Source organism: Roseateles aquae, from assembly GCF_032337115.1.
Classification (GTDB): domain Bacteria; phylum Pseudomonadota; class Gammaproteobacteria; order Burkholderiales; family Burkholderiaceae_C; genus Roseateles_C; species Roseateles_C aquae.
On record NZ_JAVXZY010000004.1, the window covers coordinates 204,927 to 226,674 of the forward strand.

Below are 21,748 nucleotides of genomic sequence, written 5' to 3' on the forward strand. Positions count from 1 at the left end.
GCGTTGCGCTGCTCGGCTGTCGGGCCACCAGCCCGACCTTCGCAGCGCGCCTACGTGGCCGCCCCTTTTCTCTCAACCACGGCCCACGCCGACTGATGCAGACCTTCCTTAGCGCTTGGGCTCGTCGTCCGCCGGCGGCGGTGGCGCGGGCTGGTCCTCGCGCCGCTCGCCGCCTTTGCGGCCCGAGAACATCGTCCACCAGACGATGAAGAGCAGCAGCCCCAAGGCGGCCAAGGCCTCCAGCACAATCACGCCCATGTTGTTGTCGACCCTTTCTATTCGCCTGCCTGGCTGCCGCTCCAGCTCCATCCGAAGCACCGGGCTGGCAGCGGTCGCGATTCTAGGACTGCTGGCCGGCTGCGGCACGGCGCGGCTGCCGGCCCCAACGCCAGCAACTGTCACGCCGCCGGTGATCACCGGTGAGTTGCCGGCCACGCCCGCGCCGCTACCGCCGTCACCACGCCAGGTGCTGCAACGCGAACGCTCGCGCTGGGTGAGTGCCGACTGGAACGAGCTGCCCGGCTGGGGCAGCGACCGTGCCAGCGAACTCTGGCCGGCGCTGCTGCGTTCCTGCGGCAAGCCGGCGCCCGGCTGGGCCGAGACCTGTGCCCGCGCCGCGCTGGAGTCGCCCGGCGACGACCTGGAGGCCCATGCCTGGCTGATGCGCCATCTGCAGCCCTATCGCATCGAAAGCCTGGACGGCCAGGCCCTGGGTCTGCTGACCGGTTACTTCGAGCCACAGCTGCAGGCGCAGCGCCGGCCTGGCGGCGCCTACCGCATCCCGCTGCATGCGCCGCCGCCAGAGCTGGCGCAGCGCCGGCCCTATTTCACCCGCGCCCAGATCGACGGCGATGCCATGGTGCGCACGCGGCTCAAGCCCTGGGAGTTCGGCTATGTTGACGATGCGCTGGACCTGCTGGTGCTGCACATCCAGGGCTCGGGCCGGGTGCTGATGCAGGAGCCGGATGGCCGCCAGCGCCTGCTGCGCCTGGCCTTTGGTGGCCACAACGAGCAGCCCTATCAATCGGTCGGCCGCTGGCTGCTGGAGCGCGGCGAACTGCGTGGCGGCGACGCCTCCTGGCCGGCCATACGCGACTGGGCGCGACGCAATCCACAGCGCCTCGGCGAGATGCTGGCCGCCAATCCGCGCTATGTGTTCTTCCGCGAAGAACCCCTGCCCGATCCCAAGCTCGGCCCGCGCGGCGCCCAGGGCGTGGCACTGACGCCGGGCCGCTCGATCGCCGTCGACCGCGCCAGCCTGCCCTATGGCACGCCGGTCTGGCTGGACGCCACCGAGCCGCTCAGCAACACGCCGCTGCAGCGACTGGTGATGGCCCAGGACACCGGCGGTGCCATCACCGGCGCGGTGCGGGCCGACTACTTCTGGGGCTGGGGCGCCGAGGCCGAGGCGCAGGCCGGGCGGATGAAGCAGGCGCTGCGGCTGTGGGCGCTGTGGCCGCGTGGCCAGCGGCCCGGCTGAACCGCAGCGGTTCAGTCAACGGTTTCAATCAACGGTTTCAGTCGACGATTTCGACGCCCTTCCAGAACGCATAGCGGCCCTTGATCTGCGCCGCCGCCTCGCTGGGCTCGGGGTAGAACCAGACGGCGTCGGGGTTCAGCTCGCCGTTGACGAACAGGCTGAGGTAATGCGCCTGGCCCTTCTCGCTGCTGCTGCGGTGGTTGCTGAAGCTGGTGAATTCGCGCTTCAGCGATTCGGCCGGGAAGTAGTGGTTGCCGTCGAGCACCACGGTGTCCTCGCTCTCGGCGATCACGGCGCCTTTCCAGATGGCTTTCATGCTGCGTTTCCTCCTCATGCAGACCGGCACGCGACAATGCGCACCGCAACCCGGGGATTCTCGTCGTGAAACGCTATTACGCCCATCAGGGCAAGGACATCTTCATCAACTCAGGCTCGGCCAAGGAGCTGGCGCCCGGCAGCTTCGGCGTCTGCGCCATCGGCGGCGGTGCCGAGGGCTGGGCGGTGGTCCATGTGGGGCCCGATGGCGATGTGGCGGACCTTGGCGGCGAGTACTACTTCGCCAGCCCGGAAGAGGCGCTGGACTTCACACGTGAGTTGATCGAACTGCTCGGCTAGGCCCAGCGCCGCTCAGTGAGCGCCGCAGACCAGCTGCTCGATCTCAGCACCGCGGCGAAACTCGCGCGCCCAGTCGCAGCCGTTCTTGCCGTTGTCGTCGCGCGCATGACGGCTGGCGCCGGCCTCCAACAAGCCGCGTATCAGGTCAACGTCGGCGAACTGCAGCGCGGTCTGCAGCACGGTCTGACCGCGGTAGGCCGTCGTTCGCTCATTGACATCGCCGCCCGCCCGCGCCAGCAAGGGCAGGGAGCGCACCGCGCTCTGATAGGCCGCGACATGCATCGTCGTCCAGCCCTGCTTGTCGCCCAGCTCGAGACTGGCGCCATGCGCGAGCAGCCAGGCCACCGCTTCGGCCCCGTCATGGCGCAGCGCCTGGGTCAGCGGCGTGAAGGTCAGCCCGGCCGGACTCTGCCGATGCTCATCCGGCCGCGCGCCGGCGCGCACCAGCAAGGCCAGCAACTCCGTGTCATTGGCCTCGGCGGCCACACCGATGGCGGTGTAGCTGGCATTGTCGGGGTGCTGGGCCTGGGCGCTGGCGCCGGCCTCAAGCAGCGAGCGGACCAGCGGGCGGTTCTGCAGCTCGAGCGCCTGCAGCAACAGATCGTCCAGAGATCCCTCCCAATGGGGACGCAAGCTCCGCCACCACCGCGATAGCGCGGAGCCTTCGGCGCGCAGGAGCGCCATCACACGCTGATCACAGCCGGCCCGCAGCGCATCTGCAGCGTCGGTGAGCGCCAGGCAGGGATCGGCCGCGCCCTGCGCCCGCGCCAGCGCCCGGTGCAAGGCCAGATAGGGGCCATCGCCGGGGTGCACCCAGCTCGGGCCGCTGCTTTGCAAGGACAGGCGCAGCCGCACCGCGCGCAACTGCAGCGACTCGGGCAGCTGCATGACGAGCGTCGGCGCCTCCGCATCGCGCCAGCGCCAATGGCGGTCCTCGCGCAGCCGCGCAGTGATCGGCAGCGTCTCCGTTTCAGCCAGGGTTGTGAAGTTCGCGCCGTTTTCACGTGTCAGCAGCAACTGCAAACCCTCTAGATCGCAACTGTCCTTGAGGTCGCCGCAGGGGCCGCTCGGCTCTATCTGCAGCTGCCGAAGCTGGACTTCCAAGCGCCCGTTGACGACTTGCGCCTGTGCCCGCATGCGGGTCTTCAGCACCCAGCCATCGCTCAGCCAATTGCCCAGCTCAATCGTGAACGGTTCGGTGCTGACATCGGTTCGCAAGTCGCCTTGCAGGCTGGCCAGGCCGAGTCGAACGCGGCTGCTGGCCCAGAACTCGCTCGGCGGGTGCTGGCAGCTCCACAAGATCAGCATGGCGGCCAGCGCCGCAATCTGCACGCCGATACGGCGCCACAGTGATCGTGTCTCCATCCCTGCTCCACCTCTTCTACTTGTCAGGGCATGATAGGCGACGCAACAACATGGAGACACGATGGGACACCTGATTGACCTGCAGCACCCCGATGGCGGCACGAGCCGCGGCTATCTGGCCGAGGCCCAGGCCGGCGCGCCGGGCCTGATCCTCATTCAGGAATGGTGGGGGCTGAACGATCACATCAAGGCGCTGGTCGACCGCTTTGCCGCCGCCGGCTTCACCACGCTTGCGCCCGATCTCTACCAGGGGCGCGTGGCCGGCAACGCCGACGAAGCCAGCCACCTGATGAATGGCCTGGACTTCGCCGCTGCCGTGCAGCAGGACCTGCGCGCCGCGCAGACGCTGTTGCAGCAGCAGTGCAAGGCGGTTGCCGTGCTGGGCTTTTGCATGGGCGGTGCACTGACGATTGCCGCCGCCGTGCATCTGCCGGGCCTGGCCGCCGGCGTCTGCTTCTACGGCATTCCGCCCGCCAGCGTCGCCGATCCGGCCCAGCTGCGCATCCCGCTGCAAGGCCATTTCGCCAGCCGCGACGACTGGTGCACGCCGGCCGCCGCCGCGGCGCTGGAGCAGGCGCTGCGCAGCCATGGCCAGCAGCCCGAGTTTCACCATTACCAAGCCGATCACGCCTTCTTCAACAGCAGCCGGCCCGAGGTCTTTGACGCCGCTGCCGCCGAACTGGCCTGGCAGCGCAGCGTTGAGTTCCTGCGCCGCCAGCTCAAAGCCTGAGCAACGCGGCGACCGAGGGCGCCCCAAGAACCGGCACAGCCGCTGAGGGGGTCGTGCGCAGGCCCGCCCTCTATCTGCACGCCCGCTTTGCCGTCAGAATGTGACGGCATCGGAGTGCCGCATGAGCAGCGAGTACGCGCCCCCGCAAGACCTGAGCCAACTGCCTGCATGGTTGGCCGTCCTGCGCCAGCGCTATGCGCAGGAACCGAGCTGCGCCGAGGCCTTGCTGGCGCAGGCCTGGCTGGGCCTGGAGCAGTTGCAGGCACTGCCGCCCTGCGCGCCGGGTGTCGAGCTTGGCCTGTTTGCCTTTGATCTGACGAACGAGATCCGCGATGGCAGCCGTGCCGAGACCATCACCAGCCAGACCCTGGCCTGGTGCGAAGCCGGCGCAGCGCCCGCCCTGCTCGGCGCCGCCTTGACCGCCCGGGCTCGCTACCTGATCGGCGCCCAGCGCATCGCCCTGGCCCTGCCGCTGCTGGAGCGGGCCGAGCAACTGGCCCAGGAGAGCCAGGACCCGCTGGACTTGGCGAACTGCGCGATCGCTCGGGCCGCGATTGCGCTGCGCCGGGACGAGCTGGCCGAGGCCATCCGCCACGGCGAACAGGTGCTGGCCCTGCTCAAGCCAATAAAGCCACCGACGTCGTGGGCCCGCATCTACGCCACCCTGGCCTGCGCCCACCGTGATCGCGGCGACCAGGCCCGCCGCCGCCAGGTCTTGCTCGAAGGCATCGCCATCAACGGCGAACATGGGCATTGGGGCGAAGCCGCCAATCTGGTCACCGGCCTGATCGACATGGCGCTGGAAGCCGGCGACCTCGACGCCGCTGAACAGGCGCTGCAGCAATGCCAGCTCATGGCCGATCGCGCCAGCACCGCCCCGCAATCGCTGGCTCAGGTGATGATGCAGCTGAGCCGGGCGAACTGCCTGGCGGCGCGGGGGCGCAGCGTCGAGGCCGCTGAGCTGATTGCCAGCACGCTGGCGCTGGCCGAACCGCTGCTGGGCCAACCGGAGCAGGTACGCCGCCTGCAGCAGCTGGCCGATCTGCAGGCCATCGGGCCGGATCCGGCGCAGGCCTTGCAGAGCTCGCGCCGCGCCCACCAGCTGCGCATGGCACTGCTGCAGAGCACACAGCAACGCGAGTTGACGCTGCTGCAGGAGCACCTGGAGCTGGATCACGCCCAGCAGGCCCGCGAGCAAAGCGAACAGCATGCCCTGGAGCTGGATGCCAAACACCAGGCCCTGCAGCGCGCACTGCAGCAGCAGCGCCGCCTGCAGGCCGAGCTGGTCGAGCACAGCAAGCTGGCCAGCCTGGGCACCTTGCTGGCCGGCGTGGCCCACGAACTGAACACGCCGCTGGGCTCGGCACTAACCTCGCTCAGCACCGCGGCCGATCAGCTGCGTGGAATGCGCGCCGAGCTCGCGGGCAGTGCGGTGTCGCGCTCGCGGCTGCTGAACGCGCTGCACACCAGCCTGCAAGGCGGCGCGTTGGCGCAGCGCAATCTGCAACGCGCCCAGGCCCTGGTGGCCAGCTATCCGGTGGTCGAGCTGGGTGCGGCCCAGGAGGCGCAGGACTGCGATCTGGACACCCTGATCCGCGAGGCCTGGGAGCGCAGCATCACACCCGGCAGCCCGCTGCAGCTGGAGCTGGCGGCCGATCTGCGCTTGCCGGTGCTTGCGCAGCTGCTCAGCGAAGTGCTGCTGCAGCTGTTTCAGAATGCCGAACGCCACGCCTACGGCCCGGGCCAGCCCGGCCGGGTGCGCGTGCAGGCGGGCATGGCCGGCGCTTGGGTGCGGCTCAGCGTGGCCGACGAGGGGCGTGGCATCCCGACCGAGCTGCTGCCCCGGGTGTTCGAGCCCTATGTGTCGACGCAGTTCGGCCAGGGCCGCAGCGGCCTCGGCCTGTTTGTCGCGCATGCCGCCGTCAGCCAGCGGCTGGGCGGCAAGCTGCGGGCACGCAGCCTGCCCGGCGCGGGTGCCTGCTTCGAGATCGAATGGCCTGCGCCAGCCCCGCTCAGCCCTGAACGCCGGGCACAGCCACTGGACCTCCAGCAATGAGTCTGGCCGCTGGCAGCTTCAGCGCTGAATTGGAGCAATGGCTGGACGCGCAACTGAAACGCTATGCCGCCGAACCGAGCGAGGCCACTGCGCTGCTGCCGCAGGCCTTGCAGCGCTTTGAGGCGGGGCTGGCTCAGCCGCCCGGCGCGGCCCAGCTGCGCCTGGCCCTGCTGATCTTTGATCTGGCCGTCGAGCTGCGCAATATCGGCGCGCTCACCGCGATTGCCACGCCCGCGCTGGCCTGCTGCGAGGCCGGTGTGGCGCCCGAGCTGCTGCCCCAGCTGCTGTGCATGCAGGCGCGGGTCGAGGTCTTTCAGCAGCGCATCGAGCGGGCCGTGCCACTGGTGGAGCGCGCGCTGCTGGCCGCCGAACAGCGTGACGACGCCTTGGGCCGCGCGGCCGCTGTCTTCGCGCTCGGCTTGCTGGCCGCGCGCCAGCTTGACCCGCGCCGCGCCGCGGCGTCCTATGCCGACGCGATCAAGCTGTTCAAGGCCTGCGGCCACCATGGCCCCTGGGTGCAGGCCTATGCCGGCATGTCCACGGCCTACCGCGCGCTCGACGATCAGCCAGCCCGGCTGGCCGCACTGCATGAGGGCGTGCAGATGTGCATGGCGCAGCGGCGCTGGTCCGAGGCCGCCAATCTGAACACGGGCATGATCGACGTCGCCCTGGAGCAAGGCGATGTGGCGGCCGCCGAGCAGGCGCTGGCGCAGGGTCAGCTGCTGGCCGACCGTGCCGATCCCAGCGGCTTGTCGGCCGCCCATTCCATCGTGCGCCATGGCCGTGCCTGCTGCCTGGCCGCACGCGGCCAGTTCCGGGCGGCGGCCGAGGACTGCCGCGCCGCGCTGGCCGAACGCGCCTTCCATATCGCCCCGGCCGATCTGGCGCGCCGCTGCGAGCAGATGGCCGATTGGCTGCTCGCCGCCGGCGAGCCGGTGCAGGCGCTGGCCGCCAGCCGGCAAGGGCAGGCAGCGCTGGAGGCCATGGCCAGCAATGCCACGCAGCAGGCCCAGACCCAGCTGCGCGCCAGGCTGGAACTGGCCCATATCCAGGCCCAGAGCGAGCGCGGTCGCGCACAGGCCCGCGAGCTGCAGAGCCGCAATGAGGCGCTGGAGCAAGCGCTGGGCCTGCAGCGCGAGTTGCAAGCCGAGCTGGTCGAGAGCATCAAGTTCGCCAGCCTGGGCAATCTGCTCGCGGGCCTGGCGCATGAGCTGGCCGCGCCGCTGCAGAACGGCCTGGAAGCGCTGACGCGCAGCCTCGCCCAGGGCGAGCTGATGCTGCAGCAGATCGACAGCGGCAGCGCCTCGCGCAGCCGGCTCAACCAGACCCTGCAGCGCTGCGAACAAGACACCGCGACGGCGCTGGCCGCCCTGGAGCAAGCCTTGCATCTGCTGGGCGCCTACCGCCACCTGGAAACGCCCCCGCTTGGCGGCGCGACCGAGGCGGTCGACCTGGCCGCGCTGGTCGAGGCCGTCTGGCGGCGCGCCATCACGCCGGGCAGCGCCCTGCGGCTGGAGCTCGATGCGGCACTGACGCTGACCTTGCGCAGCGACGTGCTGGCCGAGCTGCTGTTGCAGCTGCTGCAGAACATCGAGCGCCACGCCTACCCGGCAGGCCAGGCCGGCGTCGCCCGCGTGCAGGCGCGCTTGCACGAGGGCCGTTTGCACCTGATCGTCAGCGACCGCGGGCGCGGCGTCGCCAGCACCCTGCTGGCACAGCTGTTTGACGACGAGGCGCGCCGCCTGGACGCCGGCACCCGACACGCCGCCGGACTGGGCCTGAGCATCGTGCGGGCCGCAGTGGTCGAGCACCTGGGCGGCAGCATCCGCGCGCTGCACAACCCCGGCGGCGGCCTGCGCATCGAGGCCAGCTGGCCGATTTGAACGGCCAGGCCCGCGGAACAGCCTCAGCTCAGACCGCGCCAGGCTCCGACCAGGCTCTCAGCATCAGCCGCGCGCCGGAGACATTGGTGGCGCAGGGCACGTCATGGACGTCGCAGGCGCGCACCAGGGCATTGATATCGGGTTCATGCGGCTGCGGCGTCATCGGGTCGCGCAGAAAAATCACCGCGTCAACCTCGCCAACGGCCAGCCGGGCGCCGATCTGCAGATCCCCGCCGAGCGGCCCGGACAGCAGGCATTCGACCTGCAGCCCCAACTCGCGCTGCAGCCGCCCGCCGGTCGTACCGGTGGCCATCAGCTGGCAGCGTTGCAGCAGCGGCAGGAATTCGGCCGCCAGGGCGACCATGGCCGTCTTCTTGCCGTCGTGGGCGATCAATGCGAGCTTCATGCCCGCCATCGTAGTGGCCGGGGGTTACCAGCGCACATCAAGTTGCGCTGACGCTGAGCAGGCCGTGCATCACCTCCAGCAGACGCTGCGGGCTGAAAGGCTTGATCAGATAGTCGTCGGCACCGACCTGCCGGCCGATCTCCAGATCGTGGCGATGGCCGCGGGCGCTGACCAGCACCACCTTGCAGCGCTGCAGTCGCGCGTCGGCCTTGATGCGCCGGCACAGCTCCAGGCCATCGAAGGCGCCGGGCATCATGATGTCCAGCAGCACGATATCGGGGCCCTGCTGTTGCACCTCTGCCCAAGCCGCCTCGGCGTCGGCGGCCTCGACCAACTCAAAGGCCTCGTCTTCCAGCGTCATGCGCAGCAGCGCACGCAGCTCAGGCTGGTCCTCGACGATCAACACCTTGCGAGACATAGGGGGCCCTTTTTTGCGCCAGCGGCTTCGCCATACACGGTAGCTGAAGCCGGGACTGGTCGCGTGCACTCCGCCCGCGCGGCGCTGCGGCCGGTGTGCACTATTGCGCGGCAGCTGCCGGCCAGACCAAGGTGTACCGCGACACGGCCCTGGCGTGGCGGGCAGCGACAATCGAGCCATGCTCACCCTGACCCTGCTATTCCTGGCCGTCTTCACGTTGAATGTGCTGCCCGCCTTTGCGCCACCGACCTGGATGCTGCTGGGCTTCTTCGGTTTTCAGCACCAGGAACAATCGCCCTGGCAGGTGGCGCTGCTGGCGGCCTGTGCCGCGACCGCTGGGCGTGTGGTGCTGGCGCGTGGCGCCCAGCGCGTGGCCAACAGCCGCTGGGTCAGCGCGCAGATGCGCGACAGCCTGGCCGCCGTCGCCGAACTGCTGGAACGCCGCCGCCACACCAGCATGCTGGCCTTTCTGCTCTTTGCCTTCAGCCCCCTGCCCTCCAATGTGCTGTTCCTGGCCTATGGCCTGACCGGCGCGCCGCTGCCGCGGCTGGCCCTGCCCTTTTTCATCGGCCGCTGGGTCAGCTACACGGTGGCTCTGGCCGGTGGCGCCTTGGCCGCTCGCCATGTCGAGCTGCAGCTGAGCCAGGGCTGGACCGGCCTGTACTTCCTGCTCACGCAATCGCTGCTGTTGCTGGCAGTCTGGCTCTTTGCGCGTATCAACTGGCGACGTTGGCTGAGCCGGCGCGGGGCATGAGTCTGGTCTGCAGGCGCCCGCGTTGCCGTGAACGAAGTCACGATTCCCGCTGAGGCCGCTCGATACACTGACCGCTGTAGTGCATATGCGAGTGGATGAATGCTGGTGCCAAGGCAGCGGACAGGTCGACGGGCAGGCACGGCGATCCGTTCGCTGATGCTGGGCGCAGCCCTGCTCGCCACGCCCTGGGTGCAGGCCTGCGAGCATCCGCTGCGCGTGGTCTTCGGCCATATGCCGCCCTTCATTGCCCGCCAGGCCGATGGCGAGTATGGCGGCGTCGAGGTCGAGCTGCTGCGCGCCATCGTCAGCCAGGCCGGCTGCACGCTGGAAGTGCTGAACGACCTGCCGCGCAAGCGCCGCTATGCCATGTTTCTGAAGGGTGATCTGGACATCCTGCTGGCAGCCAGCCTGACCGAAGAGCGCCAGCGCATTGCCTGGTTCACCGCGCCCTACCGCCAGGAGACCACCTCGCTGTTCGTGCTGGCCGACAAGGCCGCCGCACTGCGCGACATCAAGAGCCTGGGCGAGCTGATCGACAAGCAGGCCACCCTTTTGAGCCTGAACCTGGGCTGGTTTGGTGCCGACTACGAAACCCAGCTGCCAAGGCTGCGCGCAGCCCACCGGGTCTCGCACTTCGAGAACCTGCGCCAAGGCCTGAGCATGCTGGCAGCGCGACGCGGCGATGTGCTGATGAGCGATCGCATAGCCACGCTCTATGAAGCCAGGCAGCGCGGCCTGAACCTGGTCGAACTCGGCTACACGCCGGCGCGCGAGCCGGTGCATCTGATGCTGAGCAGGAAATCGATCAGTGAGGCCGACTGGCGCAGCCTCAATGCCGCCGTGCTGCTGTTGGAAGAACGCGGTGTGCTGCGCGAAATCCGCAATCGCTACGGCCTGCGCTGAGTCACTCAGACGCCACGCTGACCGAGCTGGCGCAGGCGCTTGAACTGCTTTTCAGCGCCGGTGGGGCCGAGCTGCTCGACCATGCCGATCAAGGTCTCCTGAATCGGCGCGATGCCGACAAAGCCGAGGATGTTGCGCTCCAACGAGCGCAAGCTGTGGGCGCGGTAGAAGAAGCGATAGACCAGGGCCGGCATGCCCATGGTGACGACGATGCGCGCCGAGCGACCGCTCAAGCCCTTCTGGGCAAAGGGATTCGCGCCTTCGGCCTTGAAGGCAAAACCCGGCCGTGCCACCTGCTCCAGCCAGGCCTTCAGCAGCGCAGGCATTTCACCCAGCCAGAGTGGAAAGACCAGCAGCAGATGCTCGCACCAGGCCAGCGCCTGCTGCGACTCGATCAAGCCGGCCGGCAGCGAGCCGTGCTCCCAGTCCTGCTGCGAGCGCAGCAGCGGAAAGTCCAGCGCCGCCACATCGAGGGCGCGGACCTGATGGCCGCCACGTTCAGCGCCATCGACATAGGCTCGCGCCAAGGCATGGCAGAGATGCGGGGTGCTGCCGTCAGGGTGGCCCTGGATGATGAGAATTCGCTTGCCCAAGGCAGATCCTTGCAGTGAAGATCAGCCGATGGTGAGCGCTGTGGTTGCAGCACGGCTTGCGCCATATCAAGCCAGCGGCAGCCCCGCAGGTGTTGATCGTTGCCATTAGGCAAGGCTGGGGCCGACCTCAGGCCGCCGTCATCGTGGCAGCGGCAGATTGCCGACGCCGAGGTTCATCGCGTTGAGCAGATCGCCATTGTCCTGGCTCCATTCCCAGGCGAACAGGCCGGCCAGGCCAGCCTCGCGCGCATAGCGCCCCTTGGCGATGACGGCGCGTGGGTCGTCGTAGCCGATATAGAGCTTGAGCTTGGGGTGGAACAGGCTCCAGGCCTGGGTCTGGGCATCGAGCTGCGTCTGGTAGCCATGCAAGGCCTGACCCCGCCGGTCCAGGTAGCGGGCCGCGATTTCCTTGTAGCCCAGTGAACCATCGGCGCCGGGGAAGGCGCCCGTCTTGCTCGCCCCAGTCTGTGCGGACGAAGCACCAGCAAAGCCGCGGCCATACATCGCAACGCCGGCGACCAACTTGCTAGCCGGCACACCGGCCGCACGCAGATTGGCCACGGCCTGCTGCAGGTTGTCGTCGGCACCGGTGGCCGAGGCGGCCAGCGTGCTGTGATGGCCGACCGTGGGCGACCAGCCACCATAGAAGTCGTAGCTCATCATGAAGATCAGATCCAGCGCCGGCGCCGCGGCCTGGAAGTTGATCCGTTTGGCGATCAGGGCGATCGGGTTGACAGCCGTCGTCAGCTGGTAGAGCCGGCCCGTCTCGGCCGTCAGCGCGTCCAGTGTTCGCCGCAGCTCTATCATCAGATCGGCATAGCCCTGGCCATCGGCCGGCGAGCCCAGTTGCACCCCGTTGGCGGCACCGTTGCCGCCGGGATGTTCCCAGTCGATGTCAATGCCGTCAAAGGCCGGATGCTCGCGCAGGAACTGGGCGGCGGACGCAGCGAACACGGCACGCCGCGCCGGATCGTTGGCGAAATGGAAGAAGGGATCGGAGCCGCCCCAGCCGCCCACCGAGGCCAGCACGCTGACATGCGGCGCACGCGCCTTCAGCTTGGCAAACGCGGCGTCAAAGCGTTGGTCGACCGGGCCGCTGCCCAGTTGAAAGTCCTGCTTGCCCACGCATTTGGGCGCGTCCTTGGCCAGCTGGCCCGGCCCGCAGGCGCGCACAAAGGCGTAAAGGATGTGAGTCACGCTGCCACTGGGCAGGGCCTCGACCTTGTCCACCGGCGCCCAGTTGGCGACATAAACGCCGACGACCTTGCCACCGGCTCGCTCGAAATCGCGCGCGCCGGCGCCGAACAGCGGCAGGGCTTGTTGGTCCGCGGCGCCCGTTGGCGCTGCCGTGCCCGGTTGCACCAGGGCGAGGGTGGCCAGCAATGCGGCCAGGGTTTGCTGAAACTTCACGCGTTGACTCTCCGATGCCAAGCCTCAAGGCTAGCGCATAAAAGATGCCAATCGAATACCAATCATCAAGACTTGCTCAAGCTCAGGGTGCCAGCTGCACGCGCAGCTGCAACTCGCGCTGCATATGCGCCTCGGCCGCCCCGCTGCGCAGCACGCCGGGCTCACTGGCCTGTGCGCCAGCACCGCTGCGCGCCACACTGATCCACTGCCCCAGCGCCACCAGCACCGTGCCCTGCCAAGCACCCGTACCCTGGCCCTCATCCGGCACGCTGTAGCTGAGTTCCACCGCCTCGCGGCCCCCCGGCCAGCGCGGCTGCACGCTGAGGCTGCGCACCGGCGCTGCGGTGGGCGCTCGCGGCGTCACCAGCAGCCGGGCGCCGCCACCCGCACCGCCCGTCACCGCGCTGGCCGCGCCCAGCTGCAGCGCGTAGTCGAACAACTCCAGCGGCCGCGCCTCACCCAGGACCACCGTGGCCGGGCGGCCATTGAGCACCAGCAGGCGCGGCAGCATCTGCACGCCGGCCGCGGCGCTGCTGGTCGTGCCCATGGTCTGCAGACCGCGCGGTGACAGCGAACCGGCCGTGCCGATCACCGTGCTGCCATCGCGGGCGGCATCCAGGGCGGCGCCGCTGAGCCGGCTCTCGACCCAGCGAATCTCCACCACCAGGTTCTGCCGCGGCAAGGTGTCGGCCGCCATCGGCGAGCTCGCCTGGCCGGTGATCAGAACTGCGATGAGAAGGACGATCAGCGCACGCATGGTCCGAGCATAAGCGCGCCACCGCCCGGCAGCCAGCGGCGCCTGGCCAGCCACTCAGCGGCGCCGCCGCAAGGGCCACAACACGTTGAGGGCCAGCCCGCTGATCACCAGCCCCGCAGCGATCAGTTTCCACGGCGGCAGTGCCTCGCCCAGGTACCAGGCCGCCGTGCTCATGCCAAACACCGGCACCAGCAGCGCCATCGGCACGATCTGCGCGGCCGGATGGCGCTGCAGCAGCCAGCTCCAGACGCCATAGCCGAACAGCGTGTTGCCGATCGACTGCCACAGCACCGCCGCCCAGGCGCCCATGCCGGCCTGGCTGAGCCCGGCCCAGATCGCGTCCGGCCCCTCGACCAGCAGCGACAGCAGCAAGAGCGGCGGCACCGCGAACACACTGCTCCACACCACATAGGCCAGCATATTCACCGCGCCGGCGTTCTTGCCGACGAGATTGCCGCAGGCCCAGCTGAAGGCTGCCAGCAAGACCATGGCCAGGCCCAGCACGGTGCTGCTGGCGTCGATGTGCGCGGCAATCACGGCGATGCCCGAGGCCGCCAGCAAGAGGGCCAGCCATTGATAGGGCTGCACCGCCTCGCGCCGAATGCGCATTGCCAGCATCAGCGTGAAGAAGACCTGCGTCTGTATCACCAGCGAGGCCAGGCCCGGCGAGATCTGTCCGCGCATGGCCAGGTACAAGAGGCCGAACTGGCCAACGCCGATGAACGCCCCATAGGCCGCCAGATTGCGCCAGGGCGTGGCCGGCCTGGCCACAAAGAAGACCGCCGGCAGCACCGCGAAGGCGAAGCGCAAGGCCGCGAACAGCAGCGGCGGAAACGCGTTGAGGCCGAGACGAATAACGACGAAATTGCTGCCCCAGATGGCAACAACGGCGAGCGCGAGCAGCAGGTGTCGCAGCGGCAGGGCGGCTTGGGTATTCACGCGGCAAGACTAGCACCGGCCTTGCGCCTGCACGCCGCCGGCAGGCGATCTGCGCACAGCGGGGACCAATCGCCGGTTCTTTGCTCGCTACATCTCTTTGAACAAATGCAGATAGCTGCGACTGACCGGCAGCCGTTCCGGGCGATGCTTGAGCGTGATCTCCGCCGTCTCGTTGTCGCCGCGCGTGACGCCCTTGACGGCGCCCAGATTGACGACGACGGCACGGTGCACCTGTGCGAACTGCGCCGGGTCCAGCTGGGCCAGCAACTCCTTCAGCGGCAGGCGAATCAGGGCCTCGGCCGGCTGGCCGTCGTCGTCCTGCCAGGCCACCAGCGTGTACTTGGCATCGGCGCGCAGATGGCTGATGGCCTGCACCGGAATCATCTTCAGCGTGCCGCCCACCATGGCCCGCACCCAGCGCAAGGGCTCGACGCTGGGCAGCGTCGCCGCACCGGCGCGCGCCAGTTGGGCGGCGAGCTGCTGCAGCAGGGCCTCGGAATGGACCATGGGCAGGGCCTTCTCCATCCGCTCTTGCAAGCGCTGCACGGTGTCGGCCAAGCGGCTCGCGGTGATCGGCTTGACGATGTAGTCCAGCACGCCGTGCTCAAAAGCCTGCAAGGCATATTGCTCATAGGCGGTGACGAAGACCAGATGCGCCCGCCGGCCGATCTGGCGCGCCGCCTCAACGCCGGAAATGCCGGGCATTTGCACGTCCAGAAAGCAGATGTCCGGCCGCAGGGCCTCGACCTGCTCGATCGCCTCACGGCCATTGCGCGCCTCGGCCACGATCTGCAAGCTCGGCCAGGCCTCGCTCAGCCGCCGCCGCAGCACCGCTCGCAGCAGCGGTTCATCATCGGCAATCAGGGCCGTCACTGTCTGTGCATTCAAGCCGTTTGCTCCTGTGCCGGGAAGTCGAGTTCGGCACACACCCCATGCGGTTGCAGCTCGCGCAGCTGCAGGCTGGCGTCGCCGGCAAAGACCAGGGCCAGGCGCTCGCGCAAGCCCGCCAACCCGGTGCCCAGACCGCCGCCGCCCTGACGCAGGCCGACACCGCTGTCGCTGACCCTGACACGGCAGCGCCGCCCCTCGCGCCAGACGCGGACCTCGATCTCGCCGCCGACTTCGCTCGGGTCCACACCATGGCGGACGGCATTCTCCACCAGCGTCAGCACCGTCATGGCCGGGCAGCGCAGGCTGAGGCAGCTGGGCTCGACCTGCACCTCGTAGCGCAGCCGATCCGGCATGCGCATCTGCATCAAACCGAGATAGGCACGCACCAGCTCCAGCTCCTGGCGCAGCAGGCTCTGGCTTTCATCGAGCCGCGGCACGGCCGCCCGCAGGTATTCGATCAGCTGCTCCAGCACCGCGGCGGCGTGGGGCGAGCCGGTCTCCACCAGCGCATGCACATTGGCCAGCGTGTTGAACAGGAAGTGCGGCTGCACCTGCGCGCTGAGCAGGCGCATCCGCGCGTCCAACGCCTGGCGCGCCAGCTCGCTGCGCTCCAGCTCAAAGGCCAGCGCCTGCTCGCGCGCCCAGGCCTCGCGCTGGCGCACCAGGGCCGTCAACGCGATCCAGGGCGCCACCAGCAAGGGCAGGATGGTCAGCAGCATGTAGCCGCTGCGGCGGTCGCCGTCGTGCCAGAACATGGGCGCGCCGACCTTGGTGCTCAGCACATAAATCGTGAAGGTGCACAGCGGAATGATCAGCGCCACGGCCACCACCTGCAGGGCCCAGCGCGCCAGCCACGTCGGCAGCCGGCGTGGCCATTGTTCGGCCAGGCCAAAGGCCAGCATGGCGCTGAAGCCGACCAGAAAGGCACGCATGAAGAAGCTGTACTTCGCGTCCTGCCAGCCCAGGCTCATGGGCAGCGCCAGCAGCAGGGTGGCGATGGCCGTGACACGCAGCCGGCGCCGGTTGAACAGCTGCGCCAGGCCGCGGCGATGGATGAAAACGGAAGGCTCGGTCACGGGCGCGAGCCTATACGAAGCGGGCGGCGCTGCCACTCAGTGCAAGCGCGGCCACCACATGAAGGCAGCTGCCATGGCGATGCCGATGAGCATGGCCAACGTCACCAGGCCCAGGCCGGCCGCGGCGGCACGTTTGAAGCCCTGGTGCGGACTGGCCTGCGCCTTCAGCACCAGCTGCAGCAGCGCCAGCGGCAGCAGCGTCTGGCCAAAGCTCAGCGCCGTCAGGAAGGGGCCCGTGAAGGTCTCCGGATCAAAGCCCACCGGCCCCTGGTTGACGACCAGCCAGAACATCAGCCCGACACGGAAGAACCAGACCCCGCTGACCACCAGAAAGAGCCGCAGCATCCAGCGCTTGTGGTCATCGATACGGCGCTCGCGAGCGCTGCGCCAACCCAGCCAGGCAAAGACGAGGATCAGCAGCGCATTCAGGCTGATGCCCAGATGCTGGCCCAGGTCGCCGATACCAACGCCCTGGCGCGTCCACACCATCTGCAGGCCGCCCAGGCTCATGATCGCGGCGGACAACAGATAAAGCCGGCCGTTCCAGCGATGCAAGGCCGGCGCGCTGCGCCGCAGCCAGGGCCACAGCTGCAAGGCACCGCCGAGCAGGATCACGACGGTGAACAGCAGATGCCCGGCCAGCACCGCATTGCCCCAGACCTGGCCGGGCTCCCAGCCCGAAGGCAGCACCTTGTTCCAGAGGTCCGGCCGCCCGTTCATCGCATGGCGGCCATAGAAGCCAAGCACGTAGATGACGAAGAACAGCTGGCCCAGCAGGGCGGTGCCCAGCCAGGCGGCCATGGCGCGGGGCAGCAGCCGGTCGGCACGGGTCCGAATCACCTGGGCAGGCTGAGAGAGCGGCGGGAGAACAGCACTCATGGTGTGATCACGCTTGAAGTCGATGTGGGCGCACTGTGCGCAAGGCGCATGACTTCGGGGGAAGCGGCGAGACGAGCTGCGCCCCAGCCCCACCAAGGGGCGATGGCCGGCGATGAATGACGCCCGCCAGATCGGCTCGCCAAACCAAGCCGCTTACTCAGCCCGGCTGCAGATGCGACAGCGGCACGCCCCCGCCCGCCTTCACCTCGCCCAGCGAGAAGCTGGTGTGCACATCCTTGACGTTGGGCAGGTTGAGCAGCGTGTCGATGGTGAAACGGCTGAAGGCGTCGAGATCGGTGGCCAGCACCTGCAACTCGAAGGTGCCGGCGCCGGAGATGTAGTGGCAGGAGATCACCTCGGGCAGGCCGCGGATCGCGTCTTCCAGTGGCTTGGTGGAGGCGCCGGTGTTGCGGTCGGCGTCCAGGCGCACAAAGGCCAGCACGCCCAGGCCGATCTTGCGGCGGTCGATCTCGGCGCGGTAGCCGGTGATGAAGCCCTGCTCCTCCAGCCAGCGCACGCGGCGCCAGGTCGGCGCGGCCGACAGGCCGATGCGGCTGGCCAGCTCGGCGTTGGACAGGCGGGCGTCCTTCTGCAGCTCGGCCAGGATGGCGATATGCCAGCGGTCCAGCGACTCGCCTTGCGCGTCTTCGGCGTCCGCCGTCTGCGGGCGCGCGCGGCTGGCGAGGGAGGCGTTGGTCTTGCTCATGGTTTGCCCTGAATTGGCGTTTACGGAAACATTTTGATCGCCAATTCTATTTTCAAGAAACACTCTTGCCGAACGCGGCAATTCAGCGCTTGAAATAGAAAAGACGCAACGCGACGATTTCCCTACACTGCCGGGTCGACGTCAGCCTGCCCCAAGCGGCTGCGGCCAGCGCGCGCCAACAGCCCGCCGCCACGCAGCACTTGGGCTCGCTCGCGTTCCGGCACATACTGCCGAAAACCCCGGAGGGTTGAGCCGCCACAAGCCGCCGCGCCCCGTCCGCCCACCCTCTTTGGAGTTTGATCCGCATGAACGCACCGCTGCCCGAACACATCCTGCGCGCGCTGGAAAAGGTCACCCTGGACGACAAGTACGCGCTCGATCGCGGTCGTGCCTTCATGAGCGGCGTGCAGGCCCTCGTGCGGCTGCCCATGCTGCAGCGCACCCGCGATGCGATCAACGGCCTGAACACCGCCGGCTTCGTCTCCGGCTACCGTGGCTCGCCGCTGGGCGGCTACGACCAGGCGCTGATGGCCGCCAAGAAGCATCTGGCCAAGCAGAACATCGTGTTCCAGCCGGGCGTCAACGAAGAGCTGGGCGCCACCGCCGTGTGGGGCACGCAGCAGCTGGACCTGTTCAAGGAGAAGGCCAAGTTCGACGGCGTCTTCGGCCTCTGGTACGGCAAGGGCCCGGGCGTGGACCGCTGCATCGACGTGTTCAAGCACGCCAATATGGCCGGCACCTCCAAGCACGGCGGCGTGATCGCCATCGCCGGTGACGACCACATCTCCAAGAGCTCCACCGCCGCCCACCAGAGCGACCACGTCTTCAAGGCCGCCGGCTTCCCGGTGTTCTTCCCGTCCAGCGTGCAGGACATCCTGGACATGGGCCTGCACGCCTTTGCGATGAGCCGCTTCTCGGGCCTGTGGTCGGGCATGAAGACGATTCAGGAGATCGTCGAATCGGGCGCCAGCGTCAGCGTCGACCCGGACCGCGTGCAGATCATCACGCCGGACGATTTCCCCATGCCGGCCGGTGGCCTGCACATCCGCTGGCCGGACCCGCCGCTGGACCAGGAAGCGCGGATGATGGACCACAAGTGGTACGCCGCCCTGGCCTATGTGCGCGCCAACAAGCTGAACTACAACGTCATCGCCACGCCGAACGACCGCCTGGGCCTGATCGCCTCCGGCAAGGCCTGGAACGACACCCGCCAGGCGCTGCACGACCTGGGCCTTGATGACGACACCTGCCGCCGTCTGGGCATCCGCCTGCACAAGGTCAATGTGGTGTGGCCGCTGGAAGCCAACATCACCCGCGAGTTCGCGACCGGCCTGCAGGAGATCCTGGTCATCGAAGAGAAGCGCCAGGTCATCGAATACCAGATCAAGGAACAGCTCTACAACTGGCGCTCCGACGTGCGCCCGCATGTGCTGGGCAAGTTCGACGACGACGGCCAATCCGGTGGAGAGTGGGGCCTGCCCAACCCGAGCGGCAACTGGCTGCTGCGCCCGCAGGCCGATCTGACGCCGGCCATCATCGCCCGCGCCATCGCCAAGCGCCTGAAGAAGCTCGGCGTCGATGCCGACATCGCCGCCCGCCTGGATGCCCGCGTGGCCATCATCGACGGCAAGGAAAACGCGCTGAAGGCCGAGGAAAAGGCCGCCGGTGGCGCCGACCGCACGCCCTGGTTCTGCTCCGGCTGCCCGCACAACACCAGCACCCGCGTGCCCGAAGGCTCGCGCGCCGTGGGCGGCATCGGCTGCCACTACATGGTCACCTGGATGCCGGGCCGCAACACCGCCACCTTCACGCAGATGGGCGGTGAAGGCGTGCCCTGGACCGGCCAGCAGTGGTTCACCAACGAGAAGCACATCTTCTCGAACCTGGGCGACGGCACCTACTTCCACTCGGGCATCCTGGCCATCCGTCAGTCCATCGCCTCGGGCGTGAACATCACCTACAAGATCCTCTACAACGACGCCGTCGCGATGACCGGCGGCCAGCAGGTCGGCGAGCGCGCCGAAGGCCATACGGTGCTGCAGATCATGCAGAGCCTGATCTCGGAAGGCGTGAAGAAGCTGGTCATCGTCACCGACGAGCCGGAGAAGTACAACGGCGTGGCGCTGATCGCCGGCGTGACCGTGCACCACCGCGACGAGCTGGACACCATCCAGCGCGAGTTCCGCGAGATTGCCGGCACCACGGCCATCATCTACGACCAGACCTGCGCCACCGAAAAGCGCCGCCGCCGCAAGCGCGGCAAGCTGGTCGATCCGGCCAAGCGCACCGTCATCAACGAGCTGGTCTGCGAAGGCTGCGGTGACTGCTCGATCCAGTCCAACTGCCTGTCGATCGAACCGCTGGAGACCGATTTCGGCCGCAAGCGCCAGATCAACCAGAACACCTGCAACAAGGACTTCTCCTGCGTGAAGGGCTTCTGCCCCAGCTTCGTCACCATCGAGGGTGGCGAGCTGAAGAAGCCGAAGAAGGACAAGCGCGTTTCGCCCTTCGATGCCAAGCTGGGCGCCCTGCCCGAGCCGAGCATTCCAGACGCCAAGGACGCCTGGGGCATCGTCGTCGCCGGCGTTGGCGGCACCGGCGTGATCACCATCGGCCAGCTGCTGGGCATGGCCGCCCACCTGGAAGGCAAGGGCGTCATCACGCAAGACGCCGCCGGCCTCGCCCAGAAGGGTGGCGCGACCTGGAGCCACATCCAGATCGCCAACAAGGCCGAAGACATCCACTGCACCAAGGTCGGCACGGCCGAGGCGCAGCTGGTGATCGCCTGCGACTCCATCGTCGCCGCCAACAAGACCACGCTGGCCGTGATGCGCGAGGGCCGTACCTTCGTTGCGCTGAACACCCATGGCTCGCCGACGGCAACCCTGGTGAACAACGCCGACTGGTCCTTCCCCGGCGCCGCCTGCGAGGCCGCCGTGGCCAAGGCCGTGGGTGCCGAGCATTTCCGCGCCTTTGACGCGGAAGACGTGGCCGTCAAGCTGCTGGGCGATTCGCTCTACACCAACCCGCTGATGCTGGGCTACGCCTGGCAGCAGGGCCGCATCCCGCTGAGCTACGCCGCGCTGATGCGCGCCATCGAGCTCAACGGCGTGCAGATCGACAACAACAAGGCCGCCTTCGAATGGGGCCGCCGTTGCGCCCATGACCTGGCCGGCGTGCAGTCGCTGTTCGCCGCGCAACAGGTGATCAACATCGTCAAGCGCGACAGCCTGGACGAGATCATCACCAAGCGCGTCGCCTTCCTGACCGACTACCAGAACCCCGCCTACGCCGCGCAGTACCAGGCCTTTGTCGACAAGGTCCGTGCCGCCGAGAAGCCGCTGAACAGCACCCGCCTCGCCGAAGCCGTGGCCCGCTACCTGTTCAAGTTGATGGCCTACAAGGACGAGTACGAGGTCGCCCGCCTGCACAGCGACAAGAAGTTCGTCGAGAAGATTGCCGCGCAGTTCGATGGCGACTACAAGATCGTCCACCACCTGGCCCCGCCGCTGCTGGCCAAGAAGAACGACAAGGGCGAGCTCATCAAACAGCAGATGGGCGGCTGGGTGCGCCCCGCCTTCGGCATCCTCGCCAAGTTGAAGGGCCTGCGCGGCACCGCGCTGGACATCTTCGGCTACACGGCCGAGCGCAAGATGGAACGCGCCCTGATCGTCGAATACCGCGCCAGCATCGAGCAGATCCTCAGCAAGGGTCTGACGGCCGAGCGCTTGGCCCTGGCCACCGACATCGCCCGCATCCCGGAAGAAATCCGCGGCTACGGCCATGTCAAGGAACGCCATGTGCACGCGGCCAAGGCCAAGTGGGAGCAGCTGATGCAGCAGTGGCGTAGCGTGGCCTGATCTTTAGGCGCTATCCCTGCAAACGAA

At 68.3% G+C, this 21,748-nt stretch carries 21 protein-coding genes; 8 read left to right on the forward strand and 13 right to left on the reverse strand.

What is annotated here, in order from left to right; genetic code table 11:
* Window positions 1-108: 108 nt before the first annotated feature.
* Complete coding sequence (locus tag RQP53_RS11860) at window positions 109-258, reverse strand: hypothetical protein (protein WP_315650511.1); 150 nt, start codon at window positions 256-258, stop codon at window positions 109-111.
* Between RQP53_RS11860 and mltA the strand changes: the two genes are divergently transcribed.
* Window positions 257-1,480 carry a murein transglycosylase A gene (mltA, locus tag RQP53_RS11865; RefSeq protein ID WP_315650512.1) on the forward strand — a complete coding sequence of 408 codons (1,224 nt, stop codon included), beginning with the start codon at window positions 257-259 and terminating at the stop codon, window positions 1,478-1,480. The two genes, RQP53_RS11860 and mltA, sit on opposite strands and share 2 nt — an antisense overlap.
* Before the next feature lie 37 nt (window positions 1,481-1,517).
* Here the strand turns inward: mltA and RQP53_RS11870 are convergent, their stop codons facing one another.
* The gene (locus RQP53_RS11870; RefSeq protein WP_491572049.1) at window positions 1,518-1,814 is read right to left on the reverse strand and encodes a DUF427 domain-containing protein; all 297 of its coding nucleotides are present in this window, start codon (window positions 1,812-1,814) and stop codon (window positions 1,518-1,520) included.
* 47 nt (window positions 1,815-1,861) lie between these two features.
* On the opposite strand from RQP53_RS11870, the gene RQP53_RS11875 reads away from it, so the two are divergent.
* Window positions 1,862-2,095, forward strand: a complete 234-nt coding sequence (locus RQP53_RS11875) for a hypothetical protein (RefSeq protein WP_315650514.1) — start codon at window positions 1,862-1,864, stop codon at window positions 2,093-2,095.
* A 12-nt stretch (window positions 2,096-2,107) separates the two neighbouring features.
* Here the strand turns inward: RQP53_RS11875 and RQP53_RS11880 are convergent, their stop codons facing one another.
* Window positions 2,108-3,460 (reverse strand): ankyrin repeat domain-containing protein, encoded by a 1,353-nt coding sequence (locus RQP53_RS11880; protein ID WP_315650515.1) that lies wholly within the window; start codon window positions 3,458-3,460, stop codon window positions 2,108-2,110.
* A 61-nt stretch (window positions 3,461-3,521) separates the two neighbouring features.
* Here RQP53_RS11880 and RQP53_RS11885 point away from each other — a divergent pair, with 61 nt between their 5' ends.
* The 3 genes from RQP53_RS11885 (at window position 3,522) to RQP53_RS11895 (ending at window position 8,129) form a co-directional block, all read left to right on the forward strand.
* Window positions 3,522-4,190: a dienelactone hydrolase family protein gene (locus RQP53_RS11885; protein ID WP_315650516.1), complete on the forward strand. Its 669-nt coding sequence runs from the start codon at window positions 3,522-3,524 to the stop codon at window positions 4,188-4,190.
* Between the two features lie 121 nt (window positions 4,191-4,311).
* Window positions 4,312-6,246 carry a sensor histidine kinase gene (locus RQP53_RS11890; RefSeq protein ID WP_315650517.1) on the forward strand — a complete coding sequence of 645 codons (1,935 nt, stop codon included), beginning with the start codon at window positions 4,312-4,314 and terminating at the stop codon, window positions 6,244-6,246.
* Entirely contained in the window at window positions 6,243-8,129 is a 1,887-nt protein-coding gene (locus RQP53_RS11895; RefSeq protein WP_315650518.1) for an ATP-binding protein, read from the forward strand. Before RQP53_RS11890 ends, RQP53_RS11895 begins: the two co-directional genes overlap by 4 nt.
* A 28-nt stretch (window positions 8,130-8,157) precedes the next feature.
* Here RQP53_RS11895 and RQP53_RS11900 read toward each other — a convergent pair whose 3' ends face one another.
* Complete coding sequence (locus RQP53_RS11900) at window positions 8,158-8,535, reverse strand: methylglyoxal synthase (protein WP_315650519.1); 378 nt, start codon at window positions 8,533-8,535, stop codon at window positions 8,158-8,160.
* 37 nt (window positions 8,536-8,572) lie between these two features.
* Complete coding sequence (locus RQP53_RS11905) at window positions 8,573-8,953, reverse strand: response regulator transcription factor (protein WP_315650520.1); 381 nt, start codon at window positions 8,951-8,953, stop codon at window positions 8,573-8,575.
* Window positions 8,954-9,131: 178 nt separating this feature from the next.
* Here RQP53_RS11905 and RQP53_RS11910 point away from each other — a divergent pair, with 178 nt between their 5' ends.
* Together RQP53_RS11910 and RQP53_RS11915 are read left to right on the forward strand one after the other, a co-directional pair.
* On the forward strand, window positions 9,132-9,707 hold the full coding sequence (locus tag RQP53_RS11910; protein WP_315650521.1) for a hypothetical protein: 576 nt from the start codon (window positions 9,132-9,134) through the stop codon (window positions 9,705-9,707).
* 156 nt (window positions 9,708-9,863) lie between these two features.
* On the forward strand, window positions 9,864-10,610 hold the full coding sequence (locus RQP53_RS11915) for a substrate-binding periplasmic protein (protein ID WP_315650522.1): 747 nt from the start codon (window positions 9,864-9,866) through the stop codon (window positions 10,608-10,610).
* 5 nt (window positions 10,611-10,615) lie between these two features.
* Here the strand turns inward: RQP53_RS11915 and RQP53_RS11920 are convergent, their stop codons facing one another.
* From RQP53_RS11920 to RQP53_RS11955, 8 genes are all read right to left on the reverse strand, one after another.
* Window positions 10,616-11,203 carry an NAD(P)H-dependent oxidoreductase gene (locus tag RQP53_RS11920; RefSeq protein WP_315650523.1) on the reverse strand — a complete coding sequence of 196 codons (588 nt, stop codon included), beginning with the start codon at window positions 11,201-11,203 and terminating at the stop codon, window positions 10,616-10,618.
* A 138-nt stretch (window positions 11,204-11,341) separates the two neighbouring features.
* The gene (locus tag RQP53_RS11925) at window positions 11,342-12,613 is read right to left on the reverse strand and encodes a glycoside hydrolase family 18 protein (RefSeq protein ID WP_315650524.1); all 1,272 of its coding nucleotides are present in this window, start codon (window positions 12,611-12,613) and stop codon (window positions 11,342-11,344) included.
* A gap of 82 nt (window positions 12,614-12,695) precedes the next feature.
* Window positions 12,696-13,370, reverse strand: coding sequence for a hypothetical protein (locus RQP53_RS11930; RefSeq protein ID WP_315650525.1), 675 nt, complete (start codon window positions 13,368-13,370; stop codon window positions 12,696-12,698).
* Between the two features lie 54 nt (window positions 13,371-13,424).
* Window positions 13,425-14,291 carry an EamA family transporter gene (locus RQP53_RS11935; protein WP_434064085.1) on the reverse strand — a complete coding sequence of 289 codons (867 nt, stop codon included), beginning with the start codon at window positions 14,289-14,291 and terminating at the stop codon, window positions 13,425-13,427.
* 105 nt (window positions 14,292-14,396) lie between these two features.
* Window positions 14,397-15,197, reverse strand: a complete 801-nt coding sequence (locus RQP53_RS11940; RefSeq protein ID WP_315650527.1) for a LytR/AlgR family response regulator transcription factor — start codon at window positions 15,195-15,197, stop codon at window positions 14,397-14,399.
* Entirely contained in the window at window positions 15,194-16,276 is a 1,083-nt protein-coding gene (locus RQP53_RS11945; protein ID WP_315650528.1) for a sensor histidine kinase, read from the reverse strand. The genes RQP53_RS11940 and RQP53_RS11945 overlap by 4 nt, the downstream gene beginning before the upstream one ends.
* Window positions 16,277-16,312: 36 nt before the next feature.
* Entirely contained in the window at window positions 16,313-17,155 is an 843-nt protein-coding gene (locus RQP53_RS11950; RefSeq protein WP_315650529.1) for a DUF2306 domain-containing protein, read from the reverse strand.
* A gap of 157 nt (window positions 17,156-17,312) precedes the next feature.
* Window positions 17,313-17,861, reverse strand: coding sequence for an Lrp/AsnC family transcriptional regulator (locus tag RQP53_RS11955; protein WP_315650530.1), 549 nt, complete (start codon window positions 17,859-17,861; stop codon window positions 17,313-17,315).
* Between the two features lie 305 nt (window positions 17,862-18,166).
* On the opposite strand from RQP53_RS11955, the gene RQP53_RS11960 reads away from it, so the two are divergent.
* Window positions 18,167-21,721 carry an indolepyruvate ferredoxin oxidoreductase family protein gene (locus RQP53_RS11960; protein WP_315650531.1) on the forward strand — a complete coding sequence of 1,185 codons (3,555 nt, stop codon included), beginning with the start codon at window positions 18,167-18,169 and terminating at the stop codon, window positions 21,719-21,721.
* Window positions 21,722-21,748 lie beyond the last annotated feature (27 nt).